The organism is Bacillus sp. 7705b (assembly GCF_002289525.1).
GTDB classification, from domain to species: Bacteria; Bacillota; Bacilli; order Bacillales; family Bacillaceae; genus Bacillus; species Bacillus halotolerans.
The window spans coordinates 1-18,169 of sequence record NZ_NSDH01000014.1; the positions used below are offsets into that span (position 1 = coordinate 1).

An 18,169-nucleotide genomic window follows, 5' to 3' on the forward strand; every position below is an offset into this window, starting at 1 on the left:
GAATGTTTCATCTGAAGTTGTTGTGAAAAATGATGAATATGAGTACGATACCATATATCAGCTTAGTCCCATACCAAACTTCAAGCCTTCTCTTGAATACAATGGTTATACTTATACTCTTACAAATTATTATTTTGATTACTCAATAGGGTTTTATAAGGCTATTTATACAAAAGTTATTTAAACTTATAAGGGGCTTTTTAGCTCCTTTTTCTTGTTTTAAGCAAGGTGTTTCTTCCTATGTGATCTTTTATGTATGAAATCAACCGTAATATCTACTTTTGCTGGTTCCTTCTTTTCTGTTGCGCTGAGTAATAACAATCACTTGGCTATATTTTGATTCCTCAATGATCTCGACTGATTAACCCTTAGATGTAATATAAGTACTAGGATCGTGTACGATATACGACTTGACGGTATTGGGTGACAATTTGACAGAGAAATTTAATGCACTTCTAACTTTTTTAACTGCAATGGGAATCATTGTTGACCCGACAACTCTCAAGGTATTTCTGATAGTGAACAAGCAATGGATTATGATTCACCGAGATAAAACCCCTACCCTTCTCTTAATCGAGGAGGGTATTTTTTTCGCTTTTTAAGAAAACGTTAATCTTCCTTAAACACTTAAATATGATAAAATATTACATATTTAGTCTATTGGATACATAGAGGGAGGGATTTCAATGGAGCAATTAATTCCGTCATCCACGGTTGGAGTTAAAATCAATGAGTGGTATAAATACATACGGATGTTCGCCGTTCCAGATGCTGAGATATTAAAAGCAGAGGTTGAAGAAGAAATAAAACATATGAAGGAAGATCAAGACTTATTGCTGTATTATTCTCTAATGTGTTTTCGTCATCAGCTAATGCTGGATTACCTTGAACCTAAGTCATTGAATGAAGCACGCCCTAAAATTTCAGACTTATTAGAAAAGATCGAAAGCAGCCAAACAAAGCTTAAAGGTGTCCTGGAATACTACTGCAATTTCTTTAGAGGAATGTATGAATTTGATAAGAAGGATTATATAAATGCAATAAGGTCATATAAAATTGCTGAGAAAAAGCTCGCTTTAGTAACAGATTAAATTGAACGAGCTGAGTTTAATTTCAAAATGGCTGAAGTGTATTATCACATGAAACAAACCCATGTATCAATGCACTATGCTGAAGCAGCCCTTAACATTTATAAAGACCAAAAAACTTATACTGTTCGCCGAATACAATGTGCATTTGTTGTAGCAGGCAACTTTGATGATCTGGAAAGTCATGAAAAAGCAGTTCCCCATCTTCAGAGAGCCTTAAAAGACTCAAAAGCCATAAACAAACACAAACTAATTGGTGCATCATTATATAATTTGGGAAACTGTTATTATAAGATGAAAGAGTATGACAAAGCTGCTGAATATATTGAACAAGCAGTTTCATTGTATGAAAGAGATAAAAGCGATCTCCTCCCTCACACGTTATTTACGCTGACACAAATTCACTTTAAAATGAAGGATATTGAAAAAGCCTTGGTTCTTTACAAAAAAGGAATCGAGAAAGCAAAAGCAATAAATGACGATGTCTTAATTGCTGAGTTTAATTACTTAAAGGCTTTATATATCGACTCTATAGATAAACGCACAGTTTTCCGAACTTTTTCTGTACTTAAAGATAATGTTATGTATCCAGATTTAGAGGAATTAGCACTCGACACGGCTAATTATTGTAAGGAGATAGGGCAATTTGAAAACTCAACCACCTTTTTTGACGTCATGGTGGATGCCCGAATCCAAATACAAAGAGGAGAGTGTTTATATGAAATTTAAACTTGCATTAGCCACCTTGTCAGTTGTCGTTGGATTAGCAGTGTTTAGTGGCTTTTCATACTCGAATGACCAAGAATTCCATGAAGCTAAAAGGAACATTACTTCTATTCAACCAACCAAGTTTTTTGTTTAATGTTTAGCCCTTCTCATTGAGAAGGGTTTTAACTCTTATGTCCACCTGTTAGCCTAGCTCTGTGAAGTGCTGTCCCTGCAGGTGTATAAGAAACTGCTCTCAGAATCGCTTTCGATCCGTATTTGCTTCTAATTCCATCCATAACGAATCCAAGGTTTCTTCTCTTTTTATTATCCACTTCAAATAAACTAACCTGCTGATTAACATCACCCTCAATATTTGATAGCGTGACTGAGATATTACTCACTGTTTTACCCGAGTAAAACTTATAAAAGCGCATCAAGCAACATTCATAAATGTCCATTGTGATATTTGTGGGTAGATCAATTGTTTTGGATCGATGAAAACCACCGCCAAGCTCATCTTTAATGTAACCAATTCCCAAGCTAATTGTTCGACCAACTTTATTATGTGCACGTGCCCTTCTTGCGACTTCCTCACAAATCTCCAGAAGAACAGCCTTAATCTCTTCTTTTCTTGTGTAATCCCTCATTAAAATTTGACTCTTACCAAAACTAATCTGACCTTGCATCAACGGAGCACCTATTTCTGGTAAATCAATTCCGTGAGAGGTAGTACAACTGGTTTCCCATTATTCCAAACTTCTTTTCAAGCAGCTCTAAAGGAAATTTAGCCAACTGACCTACAGTTGATATTCCCATCCGATTCAGATTTCTTTCCATCCTCCCTCCTATTCCCCACATTTTAGACAACGGGTGAACCTTCCAGAGTTTATTTGGTACATCTTCATATCTCCAACGTGCAATACCACTCTTTGTTTTCTTACTCTCCAGGTCAAGCGCAAGCTTACTGAGTAACATGTTATCTCCAATGCCTACTGTGCACATTGGCCAAATTCTCTCCACATGCTGCTTTGAATTGCTTTGACCATGTCTTCAGGATCTTCTTTCCTGCAATGCGGATTTCCCACGCTAAGCAATTATTACATAAAAAAGCCGGATCCTCACTCTATGGGGATCCGGCTTTGCTTATTGTTAGAGTATCATTTTCCCATTTTTGTATATTTCATCGATTCTCTAATCTTGTCGAAGAATAGCTAAGGCCTCAATGTGTGTAGCAAGCCATCAAATATTCAACATTCACTAAGTGTCCTTATCTCTGCTCAAGAGATAAAAGAATGAACAGTATAACCGTTCTTTTATCCATTTAAGGCCGTCCATTATGACAAGATCTTAATTGATGAGCCATTACAATATGTCAATGTACCCTTCTGTTCCATTCACACGAATTCGTTCCCCGTCTTTGATTAGTCTGGTAGCATTTTCAACTCCAACAACTGCAGGTAAGCCATATTCACGCGCTATAACTGCTCCATGGGTCATCAGTCCACCAACTTCGGTGACTAGGCCTTTTATGGATACAAACAATGGTGTCCAGCTAGGATCAGTAAAGGAAGTGACTAATATATCTCCAGCTTCTAGATCAGCATCTTCCATGTTTAAGATGACACGTGCTCGCCCCTCTATAACTCCGGAGGAAACAGGTAGACCTACAATCGCTCCAGCTGGGAGATTTTCTCGTTTGTACTCGCCTGTCATGATTTCACCATCAGACGTGATAACACGTGGTGGAGATAGTTTTTCATATAATTTATACTCGTCTTTTCGTTTGCTTATGATTTGGTAATCCAGTTTATTTGTGCGTACGACTTCGTGAAGTTCTTCAAAAGTGAGATAGTATATATCTTCTTTTTCATGAATAACGCCTACTTTTACGAGTTGTTCGGCTTCTTTCAGTAAAGCCTGCTTATAAACGAAGTAGCGATTAACCATGCCGTATTTTGGATATTCCCGATAACCGATGAAATTCCGGATTATGTCGATCATTCGTTTGGTTTCTTTGGCTTTTTGTTCACCATCCGGTAATTGCTTCAATCGATCTAATAACTCTTGTTCTTTCTTCAAAGCCTCCTGTCGCCCTTGCTCAAATTTCCGATGGCTGGCATTAGGCTCAAAGTTTTTGATATTATTAAGAATCATTGGGACAAGTGTAGTTGGTTTTTCGCTCCACCGAGTTCTTGTAATATCAATTTCTCCGGCACACCGCATTCCGTATTTGTTGAGATAAGCATAGATAGCGTCTTGGATTTTCTGTCCATTTTCAAACTCAACCAGCTCATCCAAAAAGTGATCATTTTTTACATGCTGTAAATAAGCAATTACTTCTGGATAAGGACGTATCACGTCTGCGACGTCCAATAGCGCAAGACCCATTTCTGAAGTAATATTATGAGGTACAGATTGAGAAAGCGTATCTGCTGCGTTTTTTTCGCCTAACCACTCGTTCATTTTTTCGTTAATCCATGATGTAGCATTTATAGCAGCCATAAACACAGCCGAACTTTGTGGGTCAAATAAGATCTTCTTTAATTGCTGGATATCTTCGAGAATAAAATCAAACAAATCCGATCCCGATTTCGTTTGGATGTTTTGTTTTAACTCTTCTATCGATGTTTGACTACGCTTAATCAAATCAGAAACGATTGTTGGATCGTTCTCGAATTGTGCCAGCATATCTGTATTGTTACTTCGGTTGGGAATCGTTGCTGTTTTATCATTTGGTATCGACTTAATGAAATCCCGTCGCCCAATTGTTGTCATAAGTGCGTCTTTTAAGAGCGGATCGTGTTGTCCCATGCCATTTAATAAAAATTCTCTGCTGTCAGGTGATGCCAGATTATGTGTGACATCAACAAATAACCTTCCACCAGCTTTATGCATGGGTGCAGAAGTCGTCAACAGAAAAAAAGACAATCCCAGTGGTTTTATGGGATCCGTCATCATTTGTTGATGACCAACAGAGATATAGACGTGATTTTCTTGATCACTCGCTTCAGGGATAGGGTATAAAGTTGTGATTGGACGACTCTGGACAATATAAAAAGTATCGTCAACCAAACACCATTCAATATCTTGCGGGCAACCAAAATGAGCTTCGATCTGTCTCCCGATGCGTGCCAGTTGTAAAATTTGTTCATCAGTCAGTGTTTGAGTCTTTTGCTGATTAGGATCGATTTGCTGTGTTTCTGTTCCTCCTTCTTTTCGTCCATAGATAGCCAATTTTTTGGTTGCTATCATCTTATCGACGATTTGCTCATCCTGTACTTTATAACAATCGGCAGATACCAAGCCAGAGACCAGTGCTTCACCAAGTCCAAAACCGGCATCGATGGATAACACCTTTCTGTTGGAAGTGATTGGATCAGCGGTAAATAAAATCCCCGAAGTCTGTGGGGAAACCATCCTTTGAATGATAACGGATAAATAAACTTGGGTATGGTCGAATCCATTTTGCATGCGGTAAATTACCGCGCGATCCGTAAATAGGGAAGCCCAGCATTTGCTGATATGCAGCAAGATCGCTTCTTTGCCGATAATATTTAAATAGGTATCTTGCTGACCGGCAAAAGAAGCATGTGGTAAATCTTCAGCAGTCGCACTCGAACGCACAGCATAGGCATGTTCCTCGCCAAATTGGGAGAGATAGTGAGCAACTGCTTTCACAACATCGGAAGGAATTTCTACTTCCATAATGATTTGTCGAATCTTTCTGCTGATTTTACCAATTTGATCTCGATCCTCAACTTTTATCATGGCCAATTGATCCAACAACACTTGTAACGTTTCGTTTTGTTCGACGGCTTTTTGATATCCTACTGTTGTGACACAAAACCCTTCTGGTACATGCAAACCTTGAATTTTTGATAATTCCCCTAAATTTAACCCTTTTCCTCCAACAAGCAAATGCTGTGTTTTTTCAATTTCGTGAAAACCAAGAACCAAAGAACTCATTCTACATCTCCCTTTCAAAAATAATAATTGACAAAGAGCTTTCCAGCATGATATAATAAAAATATAAGATGGATATCTATAACTTTTTACACAGAAAGCACACGTAGTCTGATTATATCACCGTGTCTATTTTTGTGCAATATAAAAAGAACCTGGGCTATTTCAACAGGTTCTTTTTTAATTTCCCGCTACCATTAGTCACAAAAAACTCGGAACTTTATTCTAGAGAAAGAACATGAAAAGTATTTACAAGAAAAAATGACCAATAAACAAAGCAACATCCAACTTGTATTCTTGTATTGTTTCCATATTTAAATTGAATTTTTATAGACAATATATTCCTGTAAAGTTTGCTCACTCAAGGGAGTCTTGCTCATCCCCTAATGAAAGGGGGTAATGCTATGTCAATATTCCAGGCATTAATGATAATGTCTTGCATTCGCGTCGTTTATAATCGCCCTGTTGACGTATATAAATAAAAAATAGACCTCCCTTGAGCCTCAGAACCTAAAGGGATAGGTCTACCAAGAAACCACATCGGGCAAGCCCTTTGATGGGCAGCTTTTTGTACAGAGCCGGGGTGTTGGCAGTACCCTAGGTCTTTTATGTTAAAAAGAAGATTCAGAAACTAAGCCAAAAAAAAATGAAGATATCGATACTAACATTTAATGCCTATTGAGAGTTCCTAGGCATTTTTTTGTGCAATAAAGAAAGACCCAGATCAAAAAGTCTAGGTCATACTGGTTCCTTCTATTCGCTTTGATATTTAGTACGTTTTCGTTGATTTAACTACGTTTATGACAACTCTTAAATGTATACTTCGGGTCACAGTTGGGGTCACACTCAGGTCATAACATGACTTTTACCGGTTTCAAATCATCCAATACAGACTAATCATTGTACAGTAATCTCCCCTATTTCTCTTCATTTCATATTTTCACAGCAAATTCAAACATAAAATAACAAAGTACTCCTTGCATTTCCTCATCCGTCATGCTATATTCATATAGCGATGAGCTGAACTGTGTAAGCCGATGTACATGCCCTTTGCAGCACACACGAATGTGGCGTGTTAAAAGAGGTACTACAAAGCCTTACACAGCGTAGCTCATCGCTTTTTTATTTCCTTCAGATCACAGGTGAGGTCACGATTTTAATAATAAATCCATCTTATCTGCTGCTTCTAGTTGCATTGATGGAAGAGCGTGACTGTATGTTCCTAATGTTTGTTTAATATCAGAATGACCTAACCTCTCTTGTACTATTTTTGGACTCACACCAATACTGATTAGATACGTAGCATGTGTGTGTCTTAATGCATGAGGTTTAATCTTTGGTAATCCTAGCTGTTTGCGTATTGAGTGAAATCCCCTTCTCCAATTACAAGGCGGCAACCAATCCCCCATTTTCGTACATACCACTAAGTCTAGATCATTGTATTTTGCTCCTGCTTCTTTCTTGTCCCTTTCAACCAACCTTTTTCACATAATGACTCAGGTATATTAACATTTCTGTATGAATTAACTGTTTTAACTTCTGGCTCTAACCCATAGTTACCTTTATCATCTACTCTGCATAGTGTTTGGCGTATTGTGATGTACCGTTTTTCCCAATTAATACTCTTCCACTCTAACCCCAGTACCTCACCCATTCTCAAACCAGTCTTAATGGATATTTCATAAGCAATGTAATGTCTTGATGGGCGTTTAAGTTTTGAAGTATCCAGGAAACGTTTTATTTCTTCAGGAGTCCAAGTCTCCACTATGCTCTTTTCTCTTGGTAAGTTCAATTCATCAAAGATGGCCATATCAATTTTTCTTCTTCGTGATGCCTTTTTGAATATACTCCTGGTTACCTGTACTGCTCTTCTTACTGTGTCAGCAGATACTTTTCGTTCAAAGTGGAGTGTATTTATGTGTTGCTGCAATACATCCTCTGTGATCTCATCGAATTTGTATACCGATAAATAAGAAAGAACATTGTATTGAAGTATCTCTCTATAGTTGTTAAATGTACTTGGTCTAAGCTTCACTCTTTTTGATTCTAACCAGGATTCAGCATACGTTCCAAATGATTCAGGTATCTCAGGTAAGTAGTTCTTTTCTTCTTCAACCTCAAGAATTACCTGTCTAAGTACCTCTTGATCTTCTTTATAAGTCTTAATCCCTTTTCTTTTACGCTGAATTCTCTTTTTTGTTATTGGATGCGTTCCACCTGAATAAACAAAATAGTATGTTCCTGATTTTTCATCTTTTTTAACTTTTGTCATTCTGCTCACCTTTTTAAGTGAACACAAGGGAAAACGTACTAAAGACAATTATAATGACATGCTTATAAGAAGTCACACAATATATAGAGTGGACAGCAGCACACTAGGTTCGGAAGAATGTTCCGACCCTTTAACGCCCCTCTCTTCCCTTGTGATAACAAGAATACCCATCCATATTTTAACACACTGCATAAAAAAGACCCCCAGCTAAAGGGAGTCTAGTTTTTAATAAACTTCATCTAAAAGTTTCTCCCTTAAATCCTTAAATTTACCTTCATCTTTTAGAGCATTAAGAAGCGCTATCATTTTCTTTTCTTTAATTCCAAGAACTTTAGATAAGATATCACGCACTTCTGCAAAGTCAGGGACTTTCTCATTATGTAACTCTTGACTTGAAATGCCTTCAACCTCTTTTCGATACTGTTCTGGTGGCTGAGGACTATTTAGAACACGATCATTTAAGACTGATAAGATATATTCCAATTCTCTTCTTTTCTCACTATAAATATTATGTTGAATTAACCAATTGGAATAAGGGTATCTTGGATCATTCAGTTTTGCATTACTAAGCTTTAAGATTTGCCATTTAAGCTCTTCAATTTCTTGTTCAAGAAGTTCAACCTTTTCTTCTAATTGATTAGTCATTTATAGCCCTCCTGGGAATTATAGAAGTATCCAAAGTACCCCTTCTCTGCGCAGTGAAATTATACCTGTGCTAGCCCGCCATCTACGAACAATTCAACACCCGTCAAGTAACTGCTTTCGTCTGAAGCAAGGAAAGATACAGCGTTTGCTACTTCTTCAGGTGTCCCAACTTTTCCAGTTGGAACAGTATTTCTGGTATTTTCCATTGCTCCTTCAAGTGCATCACCAAAAAGCTCATCGTATGCAGGTGTAAGAATAACTCCTGGACTAACCACATTTACACGGATTTCAGTACCTTTTAGGTCAAGAATCCAGTTGCGAACTAGTGCTCTTAATGCTGCTTTAGATGCTCCATATACACTAAACGCTGGGTTGCCAATTGATCCAGCAGTAGAGCCCGTTACAATAATAGAACCTACTTTGTCCGGGAATAGTGATAACGCTTTTTGAACAGTAAAGATGGTTCCTTTAACGTTAATGTCGAACGTTCTATCAACCTGCTCTTCAGTAATTTCACCTAATGGAAGGAAGTTTCCGGTGCCTGCATTAGCAAAAAGAATGTCCAACTTACCTTTTTCCTGCTTTATAATGTCATATAGTTTGTCTAAGTCTTCAAGCTTAGAAATATCACCTTGAACACCGGTTACGTTCTTGCCAATTTGGTTAACAGCTTTATCAAGTTCGTTTTGTCTACGTCCCATGATATAAACATATGCACCTTCGTTTACAAATTTTTGTGCTGTAGCAAGACCAATCCCACTTGTTCCACCCGTTACAAGCGCTATTTCACCTTCAAATTTACCCATACTTAACACTCCTTTAGAATTAATTTTATTTTATGTCTAGTACCTTTAAGTACTTGAAGAACAACTTACAAGATATAGTATCCTTCAGTAAGCACATTATCGGAAGTACCCACTTTTTTGTGATATAGTAACTAAAAAGTAATAAATGTGGAATGGAGAGCTTTAGACATGAAAAAATTTAGCTGTGGGTTTGAAGTGACAAAGGAAGTTATTGGCGGAAAATGGAAAGGCCTTGTATTATACTTTTTAATGAATGGACCAAAGAGAACGAGTGAATTAAAGCGCATTATCCCAAATATAACTCAGAAAATGCTGATTCAAACACTTAGAGAGCTTGAAGCCAGTGGACTTGTGAGCAGAAAGATGTATAATCAAGTACCCCCGAAGGTTGAATATTCATCCACTGAACTTGGAGAATCTCTTAAACCTATCTTGCAGGAGCTCTGTCAATGGGGAAGCCATTATGCGGAGCAAGAGTATGCAGAAGGTGAATATGAAATTGTACAACCAGAACAACTAAAGTGAGGATTGATGTAGCTGCTGAAGTAAATGCTAAACAACTTCAATACCATCACCTGACAGATGAAGAACAGTCAGAAATAAATGAGATATTCAATTATGAAAGTGAAGTTCTAATAAGAAGTATCATGGACTATATTCAGGAGAACTTTGATGAAATTCAAAAAAGAGCTGTTTCAAATGTTAAAAAGAAGGTTCAGAAACTTAGCCAAAAAATAAATGAAGATATTGATCATAATATTTAATGCCTATCTAAAATAATAGGCATTTTTTTGTGCATAAAAAAGACCTGAATTAAAAATCCAGGTCACATTACTCCCCTGTATTCACCTTATTATTTAGTACGTTTTTATTGATTTAACAGCATTTATTCACATCCACAAAACGGTGTTTCAGGTCATAATCAGGTCACAGTACGGGTCACAGTTAAGTCAATTTTCTGAGTTTGGACAATAAAACACCAGTTTAATATCGTCATACAATTTAACAATATTACGATTGAATTTGTGTTTTCGCTTACTTTCGACAACATCATACAAAATAAGACAAGTTTTATTACGTTTTCAATTACAATAACAAAGTACTCCTTGCATTTCCTCCCCCGCCATGCTATATTCATATAGCGATGAGCTGAATTGTGTAAGCCGATGTACATGCCCTTTGCGGCACACACGAATGTGGCGTGTGGTGCATCGCCTCAATACGCAAAGACGTTTGCCTCTTAGGCAAACGTCTTTTTTGTGTTATCCGATTTTTGTTCCGTTTGGTAATGGCTGTTCAGGCTGAAGCAGGACGACATCGCCTTGGCCGGGAATGCCGCCGAGGACTAAGACTTCGGATTTAAAACCTGCGATTCGGCGCGGCGGGAAGTTCACGACAGCGATAATTTGTGTGCTGGTCAGTTCTTCTGGGCAATAGCGCTTTGTGATTTGCGCGCTTGATTGTTTAATGCCGATATCTTCTCCAAAATCAATGAACAGTTTAATCGCCGGGACTCTTGCTTCAGGGAACTCTTCCGCTTTAATAATGGTGCCAGTTCTGATATCCAGTTTTTCAAAATCTTCAATTACAGCCATCATTATATCTCCTTTTTCTTACTATTTTAAAAGAGACACCTGCTAAATGTTTAACCAAAAGCTCATATTTTTTTATCCGAATGAAAGGTGTTCCGGTATATTCGGGGTGATACACCTGTACTTTTTGCAAACCATCTTGTAAAAGAAGAAAGGTTTTGAAAGCCGAGCGCTTGACTCACGACAGTCAGCGCAACATTTTTCTCAATCAGCATCCGTTTCGCTTCCTCAAGACGGAGGTCAGCTATATAGGCTTTAGGGGACTTACCGGTCTGTTTCTTAAACCAGCTTGAATAGTAAGCTGGGTGATAATGTTCAATTTCCGCCAGCTTTTGTATTGTCAGCGGCTCAGACAAATGGCTATGGATGTATGCGATTGACGCATGAGTATGGGTTTGCAGTTTTTCTTTTATGTATTGAACAAGCAAATGGAGCGTGTGCGCTGAGCGTGTGTTTGCTTCCTCTATTAATAAGTGCCTGATCGAAGACCAAAAAGGATCGATTGCAGCTTCAATCCCTGCGGCTGCATGATGCTCCTCAATTTTCATCGCCTGAAGCGGCACATCCAGCACAAGACATTCATTTCTGCCAATAGAGCGGAACCGATGCTCGCACTCTGGCGGAATATATAAAAATTGATCCGGCTTTAATATGACCTGCCGATCCTCTGTTTCAAGATCGATATTCCCTTCAAGGGGAAAAAGAAATTGGCTGTATGCGTGCTTATGTGAGGAATAAAGGCGTGTATATGTCCGTTTTTCACAGATAATCTCTTGAAGCGAATTCATCAGCCATCCTCCTTTTTGATCCGGTAATGGTGTTCCGATATAGGCAAGAACCCGATTTTTTCATACAAAGAAACGGCGGCTGAGTTTTCTTTCATCACTTGCAAGTACATATACTTGGCTCCATTGTTCATTGACCATTCAGTCAGAGCCCTGATGACTTGGGTCCCTGCCCCTTTTCCTCTATGTTCCTTTGCTACTACAACGTTGCTGAGTCCGCCATAGCCATCGATAACGGAAGCCGTGCCCACTGCTGTCAGGCTGCCTTGGTCATACATAGTGAAAAAGGTTTTAAACGGCTGCATTCGTTTGAAAATGCTTGCATAGCCGCAATGCCGTTCGGCTGAAAATTCTTCCAATCGGATAAAATCATCAATCCATGAAGACGATGACTCCTGCTCCCACTTATATGTAAATCGGCTGTTGTCAAAAGTACGATCTAAAATATCGCAGCATGTTGCTGTCATTTGAAAACATTCATCAATCTTTTCATATCCGCTGTCTGCCAGCGCATCATCCAGTCCTTCCGGAGATGCGTCACTGATTTGAACACAAACGGGCAGGCCTAAACTTTTATAGAAATGCTCGATCTCTTTTTGGTAATCTCCTTCTGGCATGTCCGCCGATGTCCATACGCTGTTCGCCCGTTTGGTTACGCCAAAATTCGCTCTAAGAAGCCATTTCCCCATTCTTTTTTGAATATAAGACGGCCATGATGCTGCCGCTAATTGCTCAATTTTGTAAAAATCATGCATCGCCTCTTGCCTCTCCCTTATATATACTGCATGATATATTATACAATATTCAGAAATATAAGACATATATTATTTAGTTTACATAATACTTTTATTGTTTGTTGACAGACCCGATAGAAATAATCGAATTGAAAATGCTAAGCTGTCTGAAATATCTTCCTTTAATTCAAACGCTTCTTTTCCGATTAAAGTTGCGAATCCGTGCAGTAAGCTTCGTAGCCCTCTTGTTGCATGGATTACAGTCTGTTCGTTTGCATAACCGCTGTCAATTAGCAGTTTCGTGACAAGCCGGACAATCTGGTTTGACAGGCTTTCAGCTCTTTCATCTTGAATTTTAAGCAAAGTCGCTTCATAATAACCCGGATTTTCAACTGCAAACCCAACATATGCATCGCCTAAAGATAGCAAGGCGGACTCCCCCTTCTGTTCTTTGACGGAATCAGCCATCTGATCAAAAAGCCTTGTCAAACCGCTAACGGCAAGCTCTGTTCTGATTCCCTGCAGCCCGCTTATGTGATTATACAGAGACGGGGGCCGTACATTCATTTTTTTAGAGAGTGCGGCTAGTGTCACGCCGTTTATTCCTTCCTGATCAGCAATCTCTGCCGCCGCCTCTATAATCATCTTTTGATGTAATCCTGCTCTCGGTGACATGGTCAGACCCCCTTCTTTGCTTTTTGAATTGCTAATTTCATCAATTGTTCTGGTGAAGCAAGGAAATTCCCATGTCCGACCGCGAGACAGCTCGGCGCCTTGTCAACAAGCCATTCCGCGCTTCTTACAGCAGCCTCCTTATTCCAAGTGGCGAAGGCAGGAAAAGGAAATGTCCATCTCATCTGGCCGGAGACAGCTATTCCCCCGCGTAGTTGAAATGCATCCCCAGCTATTACAATTCCGTTTCTTGTGTCCAGAAACGACATGCTTCCCGGGGTATGACCTGGGGTTGAAATCGCAAGGAGAGAACCAATTGTTTCGCCCCCCGCCAGCAAAACGTCAGGCTTTGTTTTGATATTTTTTGGAATTCCTCCTTTTATAGGCGTCTGCGGTTCCTCTTTCCGCAAAGAAACATCACCTTTTAACAAAAATGAATCACGCTCGGATATGACAACCTTTGCATGAGGAAAGGCTTGGGACAGTGCATCCAGCGAACCGACATGATCACCGTGCGCATGAGTCAGTAAAATGTGTTGTAACGGTTTTCCCAGCTGATTCACTGCTTGGATAATCCCTTTATAGCTGTTCGGAAGACCAGTATCAACTAAGGTTACTTCATTTTCTTCCTCTACAAGATAACAATTGACCGGAAATAATGTCGGATAAAACGTCAGCTGCCGCACAGTTTGATTCTGAATCATTCTCATATGATAACTCCTCCTGAATAAAAAACTAATGGTGTTAGTTTTATTATTAACTAATACCATTAGTTTTTCAAGAGTGTTATACCAAGTTTATGGCGACAAATATTTTAACCTGCGCCCGCTGCGGTGAAAGCGCACTTTGATCATACTGCTCAAAGTCTCCTGAAAACGTACGCAAATGGCGCTTATCCCAAGACCAGATTTCCTTCCATGTGTCGAGTACAATGTCTTCAATAGGACCGATTCTTGAAGTGAAAACAGCATAAGCGGAAGCCGGTAAATATATATCCTCATAAGGTTCCGGAAGCATGTCGCTATGCTCGGTAAAAGCGCCGACAGAAAATGTGTACAACCCATTCTCCTGCTGTTCGTAATGAGAGTATAAAGCGATAATGCTCTGATCCTTTTTATTAGGCGGAAGTAACACGCTCGTATCCTGCTGCCAAAATTGATTCCATAAGAGCGGGATTTGTCTTTTTTCCGTCATTTCCAATGCATTGCTTGTTCTTTGTGACAGCCCTGAAAAGCGCTTTTGTTCTAAATGTGTCATATGTGAATAGCTCATATGATACCTCCTTTTTACCTAGATTATAAAAGAAGAAACCTGACAGCATTGTGTCAGGTTTCATATATTTTTTGCATATGAAAAATCGTATCTTTTACCTTTTCCCGGATATGAAGGGGTTCCAGGACCTCAATATCCTTGCCAAATTGCAGCAAGAAACCGATCAGCCATTGATCCTCAGGCAGAGATATCACCGCTCGGCAGGCTTCATTTTCATCCAATTGAAGGACATCATTTCCAAACCATTCACTTATACGCTGATGCGCACCGGGCTGGACAAGAATGACCAGTTCAGTTAAACGATCCTTTCGATACCAATTCGCATCCCAAGGCAGAGTCTCCAGCTGAATGTCTTTTCTCTTAAATGATTGATGTAAAACAGTCAGATCTTTCATCCGGCTTAATTTAAAAAAGCGGAAATCGTTTCTAACCAGACAGTAGGCGTATAAATACCAGCGGCCTGTCTTGCACACCAACGTGTAAGGCTCTGTTTCACGGAGAAGTGTTTCCCCGTTTGCATTTGTATATGTAAATGATATGGTTGACGACCGATCGATTGCATCACTGATGTTTTCTCGAAGCGCCTTTTGGTCCTCTGTTTGTCCCCATGCCGTCATGTCAATAAACCATTTTTCCGTTTCTCGCTTAAATGCCTCTGCGGCCTGGTCAGGTATGAGATGTTTTATTTTTTGATAAGCCCCGCTGTGAGAAGCGGGTTCATACATCGATGAGACGCTCTGCAAAGCGGAAGCAATAGCAAATAGCTCCTCTTCTTTCAGCCACTCTCTTTCAAGCCGATACGTTTCCATCACACTGATCCCGCCCCCGGCCCCTTGTGAGGTTACAATCGGAATGCCCGCTCTGCTGATCGTATCAATATCTCGGTAAACCGTTCTGACTGATACTTCAAACAAATCAGCTAGCTCAGCAGCCTGCACTTGTTTTTTGCTGATTAATAACATCACCATCGCTAACATACGTTCCAGTTTCATTTTTCGCACCTTGTCTCCTGCTTTTATTTTCCAATATTATCATACCATTTTATGAGGCTTGGGCATATCTATTATGCAGCCTAAAGGCATCGTGCATATGTTATGAAAACAGGGGCCTCCCCTTCTTTTTTTATGGGCATTGTTTATTTAGACTACTATTTCAAAACGGATAAGCATACACTTCTCAACGGAGGGGATATCACATCATGCATCTTACACTTCAAAGCGTTTATCCTGTCGTGATTATCGTCTTTTTTCTGTATAAAAAAATCAAGCGATCCATCGGATATCAGCCGCTGAAGCCTCGCTGGCTTTTTACTCGTATGATTCTTTTTTCAATGTTTGCATTCGGTCTCACCATCTTCAGTCTCATTCATCCTTTTTTATACGGATATTTCATTATCGGCATTCTCGGCGGATGTCTGCTGGTTTTTTTCGCCAGGAAAAATCTCTCCTTTGAAAAACGCAGAGGAAAAATTTATTTTCGGACTCATATTTGGGTAGAACTTATTCTGCTAACCCTATTTCTATCGAGATTTCTTTATCGTGTAACAGAGCTGTACCTTGCCGCGCCTGATTTACACAGCCTGGGATCTTACAGCCAGTCTATCGGAACTGATCCTTTCACGATTGGCGTCTGTTTTCTGATCGCCGTCTATTATATCGGTTTTTCCTCTATTGTAATCAAAATCAGCAGAAACGGGCTGGAACAAAATGGGCACAGTAAAGAAAAAGACATCCTTGCTTAATCGCGACATGCGGCAGCAAGGATGTCTTTTTTAATCGTGTCTTGTATGATGGATCATTTGCTGAAGCACATCTAAAACATGCTCATCCTCGGGAGAATAGTAGATTGATGTTCCTTCTCTGCGCGATTTCACAAGCCGGAGATTTTTTAAAAACCTGAGCTGATGGGATACTGTTGATTGCAGTAAATTCAGTTTCTCCGCGATCCCGTTCACAGCATGTTCACCCTGAGAAAGCAAATGGAGAATTCTGATTCTCGTAGGATCAGAAAGCGCTTTGAAGGTTTGTGCAACTAGAAATAAAGTTTCTTCGTCCAAATCGGTCACCGTTTCATTCGCACGGTCCGTTTCTCGAAATTCAGTCATGTGTCTCACCTTTCTTATTTCATAGTTTTATCTTATAACAAATGACCTTTCATGCAAACCTGTCTCTTCTTGTTCCAATTTAATCTCATAGTTTAAATTTATGTTTCAAATCAGGTTTTCACTTGGTCTGGTATACGTTCTGTGTCATAATGAAAAAGTCATACTGCTGCAAACATTGAGGGTGAAACACAGTGAAGAAAAAGAGAAAAGGCTGTTTCGCTGCTGCGGGTTTTATGATGATTTCTGTCTTTGTCATGGCCTCTTTTTTATTGGTCCTGCTTTTGTTCAACCGCGATTTAATCAAAAAACTTCCGATTGACACGAAAACAATTGTCCTCGAACGTTTAACTGATTATAAACCGCTGGTTGAGGACGAGCTTGAAAATCGGGGACTCTCCAATTACACATCGCTGATACTCGGCATGATGTATCAGGAGTCAAAAGGAAAAGGCAATGATCCGATGCAGTCCTCTGAATCTCTAGGGTTAAAGCGTAATGAGATAACAGACCCTCAACTCAGTATTAAACAAGGCATCAAGCAATTTACCCTCATGTACAAAACCGGTAAAGAAAAAGGTGTGGATTTGGATACGATTATTCAAAGCTACAACATGGGGGCAGGTTATATTGATTTTGTAGCTGAACATGGAGGAACGCATACTGAGGAATTGGCAAAACAATACTCCGAGCAGCAAGTCGAAAAAAATCCCGGGCTTTATACTTGCGGAGGAAATGAAAACAATTTCCGTTATCCGTATTGCTACGGTGATTACACGTACGCGGAAAAAGTAAAAGAAAAAACGAAAACTATTGAAAAATCTTTACAAGTTGCAACACTTGAAACCATGGAATCAACGGCTCATTAAAGGAGCCTGTCAATTTACTGACAAAGCCCAAAACGATATTTGGGCTTTTGTTATGTTTACAAACCTCAAAAAAGCCATACAAAGTATGGCTTTTAATAATACGGTGATATCATCAAATATACAATAACGCCTGTAAGGCTGACATACAGCCACAGCGGCATTGTCCATCTGGCAATTTTTTTATGGCGCTCAACCTGCATGCTGAAGCCTCTGATCAGCGTAAACAGCGCAAGCGGCACGATGATTGCAGAAAGGCAGATATGCGTAATTAAAATAAAGAAGTAAATCGGACGCATAATACCTTCTCCGCCATACAGCGTATTCTCCGCAATCGAATGGTATGTGACATAGCAAATCAAAAACAATAATGTTGTCGTAAAAGCAGCTAAGATAAAGCGTTTATGCGCCTTAATGTTTTTTTGTTTAATCATAATCAGTGCCGCCAACAAGAAGATAAACGTAAAGCTGTTGAATATCGCATTCAGCATTGGCAAAATGTGAATATTCGCATGGCTGAACTGATCTAATTTGGGCATAAAAAACAGCACTGCGATTAAACCGTTAATCAGAACTGTCAGTGTTAGGACAATTCCAGTATAATTTTTCGATTTATTTTCTGTTTGATTCATTTGGTGACCTCTCCTAATTTGTACTGGCTATCC

General features: G+C 39.2%; 20 protein-coding genes and 3 pseudogenes. 8 read left to right on the top strand and 15 right to left on the bottom strand.

The features are described 5' to 3' along the window. The 3 genes and pseudogenes from CJU60_RS04410 to CJU60_RS21510 form a co-directional block, all read left to right on the top strand. The coding region (locus tag CJU60_RS04410) for a hypothetical protein (protein ID WP_141243764.1) at positions 1 to 184 on the top strand (184 nt) is incomplete at its 5' end. Positions 185 to 686: 502 nt separating this feature from the next. After that, positions 687 to 1,817, top strand: a pseudogene (locus tag CJU60_RS04425) (response regulator aspartate phosphatase). Then, positions 1,807 to 1,950 carry a hypothetical protein gene (locus tag CJU60_RS21510; RefSeq protein ID WP_158003520.1) on the top strand — a complete coding sequence of 48 codons (144 nt, stop codon included), beginning with the start codon at positions 1,807 to 1,809 and terminating at the stop codon, positions 1,948 to 1,950. Before CJU60_RS04425 ends, CJU60_RS21510 begins: the two are co-directional and overlap by 11 nt. Positions 1,951 to 1,978: 28 nt before the next feature. On the opposite strand, the pseudogene CJU60_RS04430 reads toward CJU60_RS21510, so the two are convergent. Together CJU60_RS04430 and ppsA are read right to left on the bottom strand one after the other, a co-directional pair. After that, positions 1,979 to 2,860 (bottom strand): annotated as a pseudogene (locus CJU60_RS04430) (DinB/UmuC family translesion DNA polymerase); the annotation flags it as partial. 298 nt (positions 2,861 to 3,158) lie between these two features. After that, a complete protein-coding gene (ppsA, locus tag CJU60_RS04435; RefSeq protein WP_095713077.1) occupies positions 3,159 to 5,762 on the bottom strand; it encodes a phosphoenolpyruvate synthase in 2,604 nt (867 codons plus the stop codon). A 401-nt stretch (positions 5,763 to 6,163) separates the two neighbouring features. Here ppsA and CJU60_RS21515 point away from each other — a divergent pair. Continuing rightward, positions 6,164 to 6,248 (top strand): annotated as a pseudogene (locus CJU60_RS21515) (putative holin-like toxin). A gap of 659 nt (positions 6,249 to 6,907) precedes the next feature. Here CJU60_RS21515 and CJU60_RS21740 read toward each other — a convergent pair. From CJU60_RS21740 to CJU60_RS04450, 4 genes are all read right to left on the bottom strand, one after another. After that, the gene (locus tag CJU60_RS21740) at positions 6,908 to 7,168 is read right to left on the bottom strand and encodes a tyrosine-type recombinase/integrase (protein ID WP_253295273.1); all 261 of its coding nucleotides are present in this window, start codon (positions 7,166 to 7,168) and stop codon (positions 6,908 to 6,910) included. A 20-nt stretch (positions 7,169 to 7,188) separates the two neighbouring features. Continuing rightward, a complete protein-coding gene (locus tag CJU60_RS04440) occupies positions 7,189 to 8,031 on the bottom strand; it encodes a tyrosine-type recombinase/integrase (protein ID WP_255238309.1) in 843 nt (280 codons plus the stop codon). A 225-nt stretch (positions 8,032 to 8,256) separates the two neighbouring features. After that, positions 8,257 to 8,676: a hypothetical protein gene (locus CJU60_RS04445; protein WP_095713078.1), complete on the bottom strand. Its 420-nt coding sequence runs from the start codon at positions 8,674 to 8,676 to the stop codon at positions 8,257 to 8,259. Positions 8,677 to 8,735: 59 nt separating this feature from the next. Continuing rightward, entirely contained in the window at positions 8,736 to 9,482 is a 747-nt protein-coding gene (locus CJU60_RS04450; protein ID WP_095713079.1) for an SDR family NAD(P)-dependent oxidoreductase, read from the bottom strand. A 168-nt stretch (positions 9,483 to 9,650) separates the two neighbouring features. Here CJU60_RS04450 and CJU60_RS04455 point away from each other — a divergent pair, with 168 nt between their 5' ends. Beyond that, positions 9,651 to 10,007: a winged helix-turn-helix transcriptional regulator gene (locus CJU60_RS04455; protein ID WP_095713080.1), complete on the top strand. Its 357-nt coding sequence runs from the start codon at positions 9,651 to 9,653 to the stop codon at positions 10,005 to 10,007. Next, a complete protein-coding gene (locus CJU60_RS04460; protein WP_095713081.1) occupies positions 10,004 to 10,246 on the top strand; it encodes a hypothetical protein in 243 nt (80 codons plus the stop codon). Before CJU60_RS04455 ends, CJU60_RS04460 begins: the two co-directional genes overlap by 4 nt. Positions 10,247 to 10,744: 498 nt before the next feature. Here the strand turns inward: CJU60_RS04460 and csaA are convergent, their stop codons facing one another. The 7 genes from csaA to CJU60_RS04495 all read right to left on the bottom strand — a co-directional run bounded on the left by csaA (position 10,745) and on the right by CJU60_RS04495 (position 15,529). Then, positions 10,745 to 11,077 carry a chaperone CsaA gene (csaA, locus tag CJU60_RS04465; RefSeq protein ID WP_095713082.1) on the bottom strand — a complete coding sequence of 111 codons (333 nt, stop codon included), beginning with the start codon at positions 11,075 to 11,077 and terminating at the stop codon, positions 10,745 to 10,747. A 62-nt stretch (positions 11,078 to 11,139) separates the two neighbouring features. Beyond that, positions 11,140 to 11,862 carry a helix-turn-helix domain-containing protein gene (locus tag CJU60_RS04470; protein ID WP_095713083.1) on the bottom strand — a complete coding sequence of 241 codons (723 nt, stop codon included), beginning with the start codon at positions 11,860 to 11,862 and terminating at the stop codon, positions 11,140 to 11,142. Further along, on the bottom strand, positions 11,862 to 12,614 hold the full coding sequence (locus CJU60_RS04475) for a GNAT family N-acetyltransferase (RefSeq protein ID WP_095713084.1): 753 nt from the start codon (positions 12,612 to 12,614) through the stop codon (positions 11,862 to 11,864). Before CJU60_RS04475 ends, CJU60_RS04470 begins: the two co-directional genes overlap by 1 nt. A gap of 78 nt (positions 12,615 to 12,692) precedes the next feature. Continuing rightward, a complete protein-coding gene (locus tag CJU60_RS04480; protein WP_095713085.1) occupies positions 12,693 to 13,268 on the bottom strand; it encodes a TetR/AcrR family transcriptional regulator in 576 nt (191 codons plus the stop codon). A 2-nt stretch (positions 13,269 to 13,270) separates the two neighbouring features. Further along, positions 13,271 to 13,975, bottom strand: coding sequence for an MBL fold metallo-hydrolase (locus CJU60_RS04485; protein WP_095713086.1), 705 nt, complete (start codon positions 13,973 to 13,975; stop codon positions 13,271 to 13,273). Between the two features lie 76 nt (positions 13,976 to 14,051). Beyond that, entirely contained in the window at positions 14,052 to 14,537 is a 486-nt protein-coding gene (locus CJU60_RS04490) for a GyrI-like domain-containing protein (protein ID WP_095713087.1), read from the bottom strand. A gap of 53 nt (positions 14,538 to 14,590) precedes the next feature. After that, positions 14,591 to 15,529 carry a helix-turn-helix transcriptional regulator gene (locus CJU60_RS04495; protein ID WP_095713088.1) on the bottom strand — a complete coding sequence of 313 codons (939 nt, stop codon included), beginning with the start codon at positions 15,527 to 15,529 and terminating at the stop codon, positions 14,591 to 14,593. A 206-nt stretch (positions 15,530 to 15,735) separates the two neighbouring features. On the opposite strand from CJU60_RS04495, the gene csk22 reads away from it, so the two are divergent. After that, complete coding sequence (gene csk22 / locus CJU60_RS04500) at positions 15,736 to 16,278, top strand: mother cell-specific sporulation protein Csk22 (RefSeq protein ID WP_095713089.1); 543 nt, start codon at positions 15,736 to 15,738, stop codon at positions 16,276 to 16,278. Positions 16,279 to 16,308: 30 nt separating this feature from the next. On the opposite strand, the gene czrA is transcribed toward csk22, so the two are convergent. Then, complete coding sequence (gene czrA, locus CJU60_RS04505) at positions 16,309 to 16,641, bottom strand: Zn(II)-responsive metalloregulatory transcriptional repressor CzrA (protein ID WP_024121707.1); 333 nt, start codon at positions 16,639 to 16,641, stop codon at positions 16,309 to 16,311. A gap of 191 nt (positions 16,642 to 16,832) precedes the next feature. Between czrA and CJU60_RS04510 the strand changes: the two genes are divergently transcribed. Then, the gene (locus tag CJU60_RS04510) at positions 16,833 to 17,507 is read left to right on the top strand and encodes a lysozyme family protein (protein WP_095713090.1); all 675 of its coding nucleotides are present in this window, start codon (positions 16,833 to 16,835) and stop codon (positions 17,505 to 17,507) included. 92 nt (positions 17,508 to 17,599) lie between these two features. Here CJU60_RS04510 and CJU60_RS04515 read toward each other — a convergent pair whose 3' ends face one another. Continuing rightward, the gene (locus CJU60_RS04515; RefSeq protein WP_095713091.1) at positions 17,600 to 18,136 is read right to left on the bottom strand and encodes a DUF420 domain-containing protein; all 537 of its coding nucleotides are present in this window, start codon (positions 18,134 to 18,136) and stop codon (positions 17,600 to 17,602) included. Between the last annotated feature and the right edge of the window lie 33 nt (positions 18,137 to 18,169).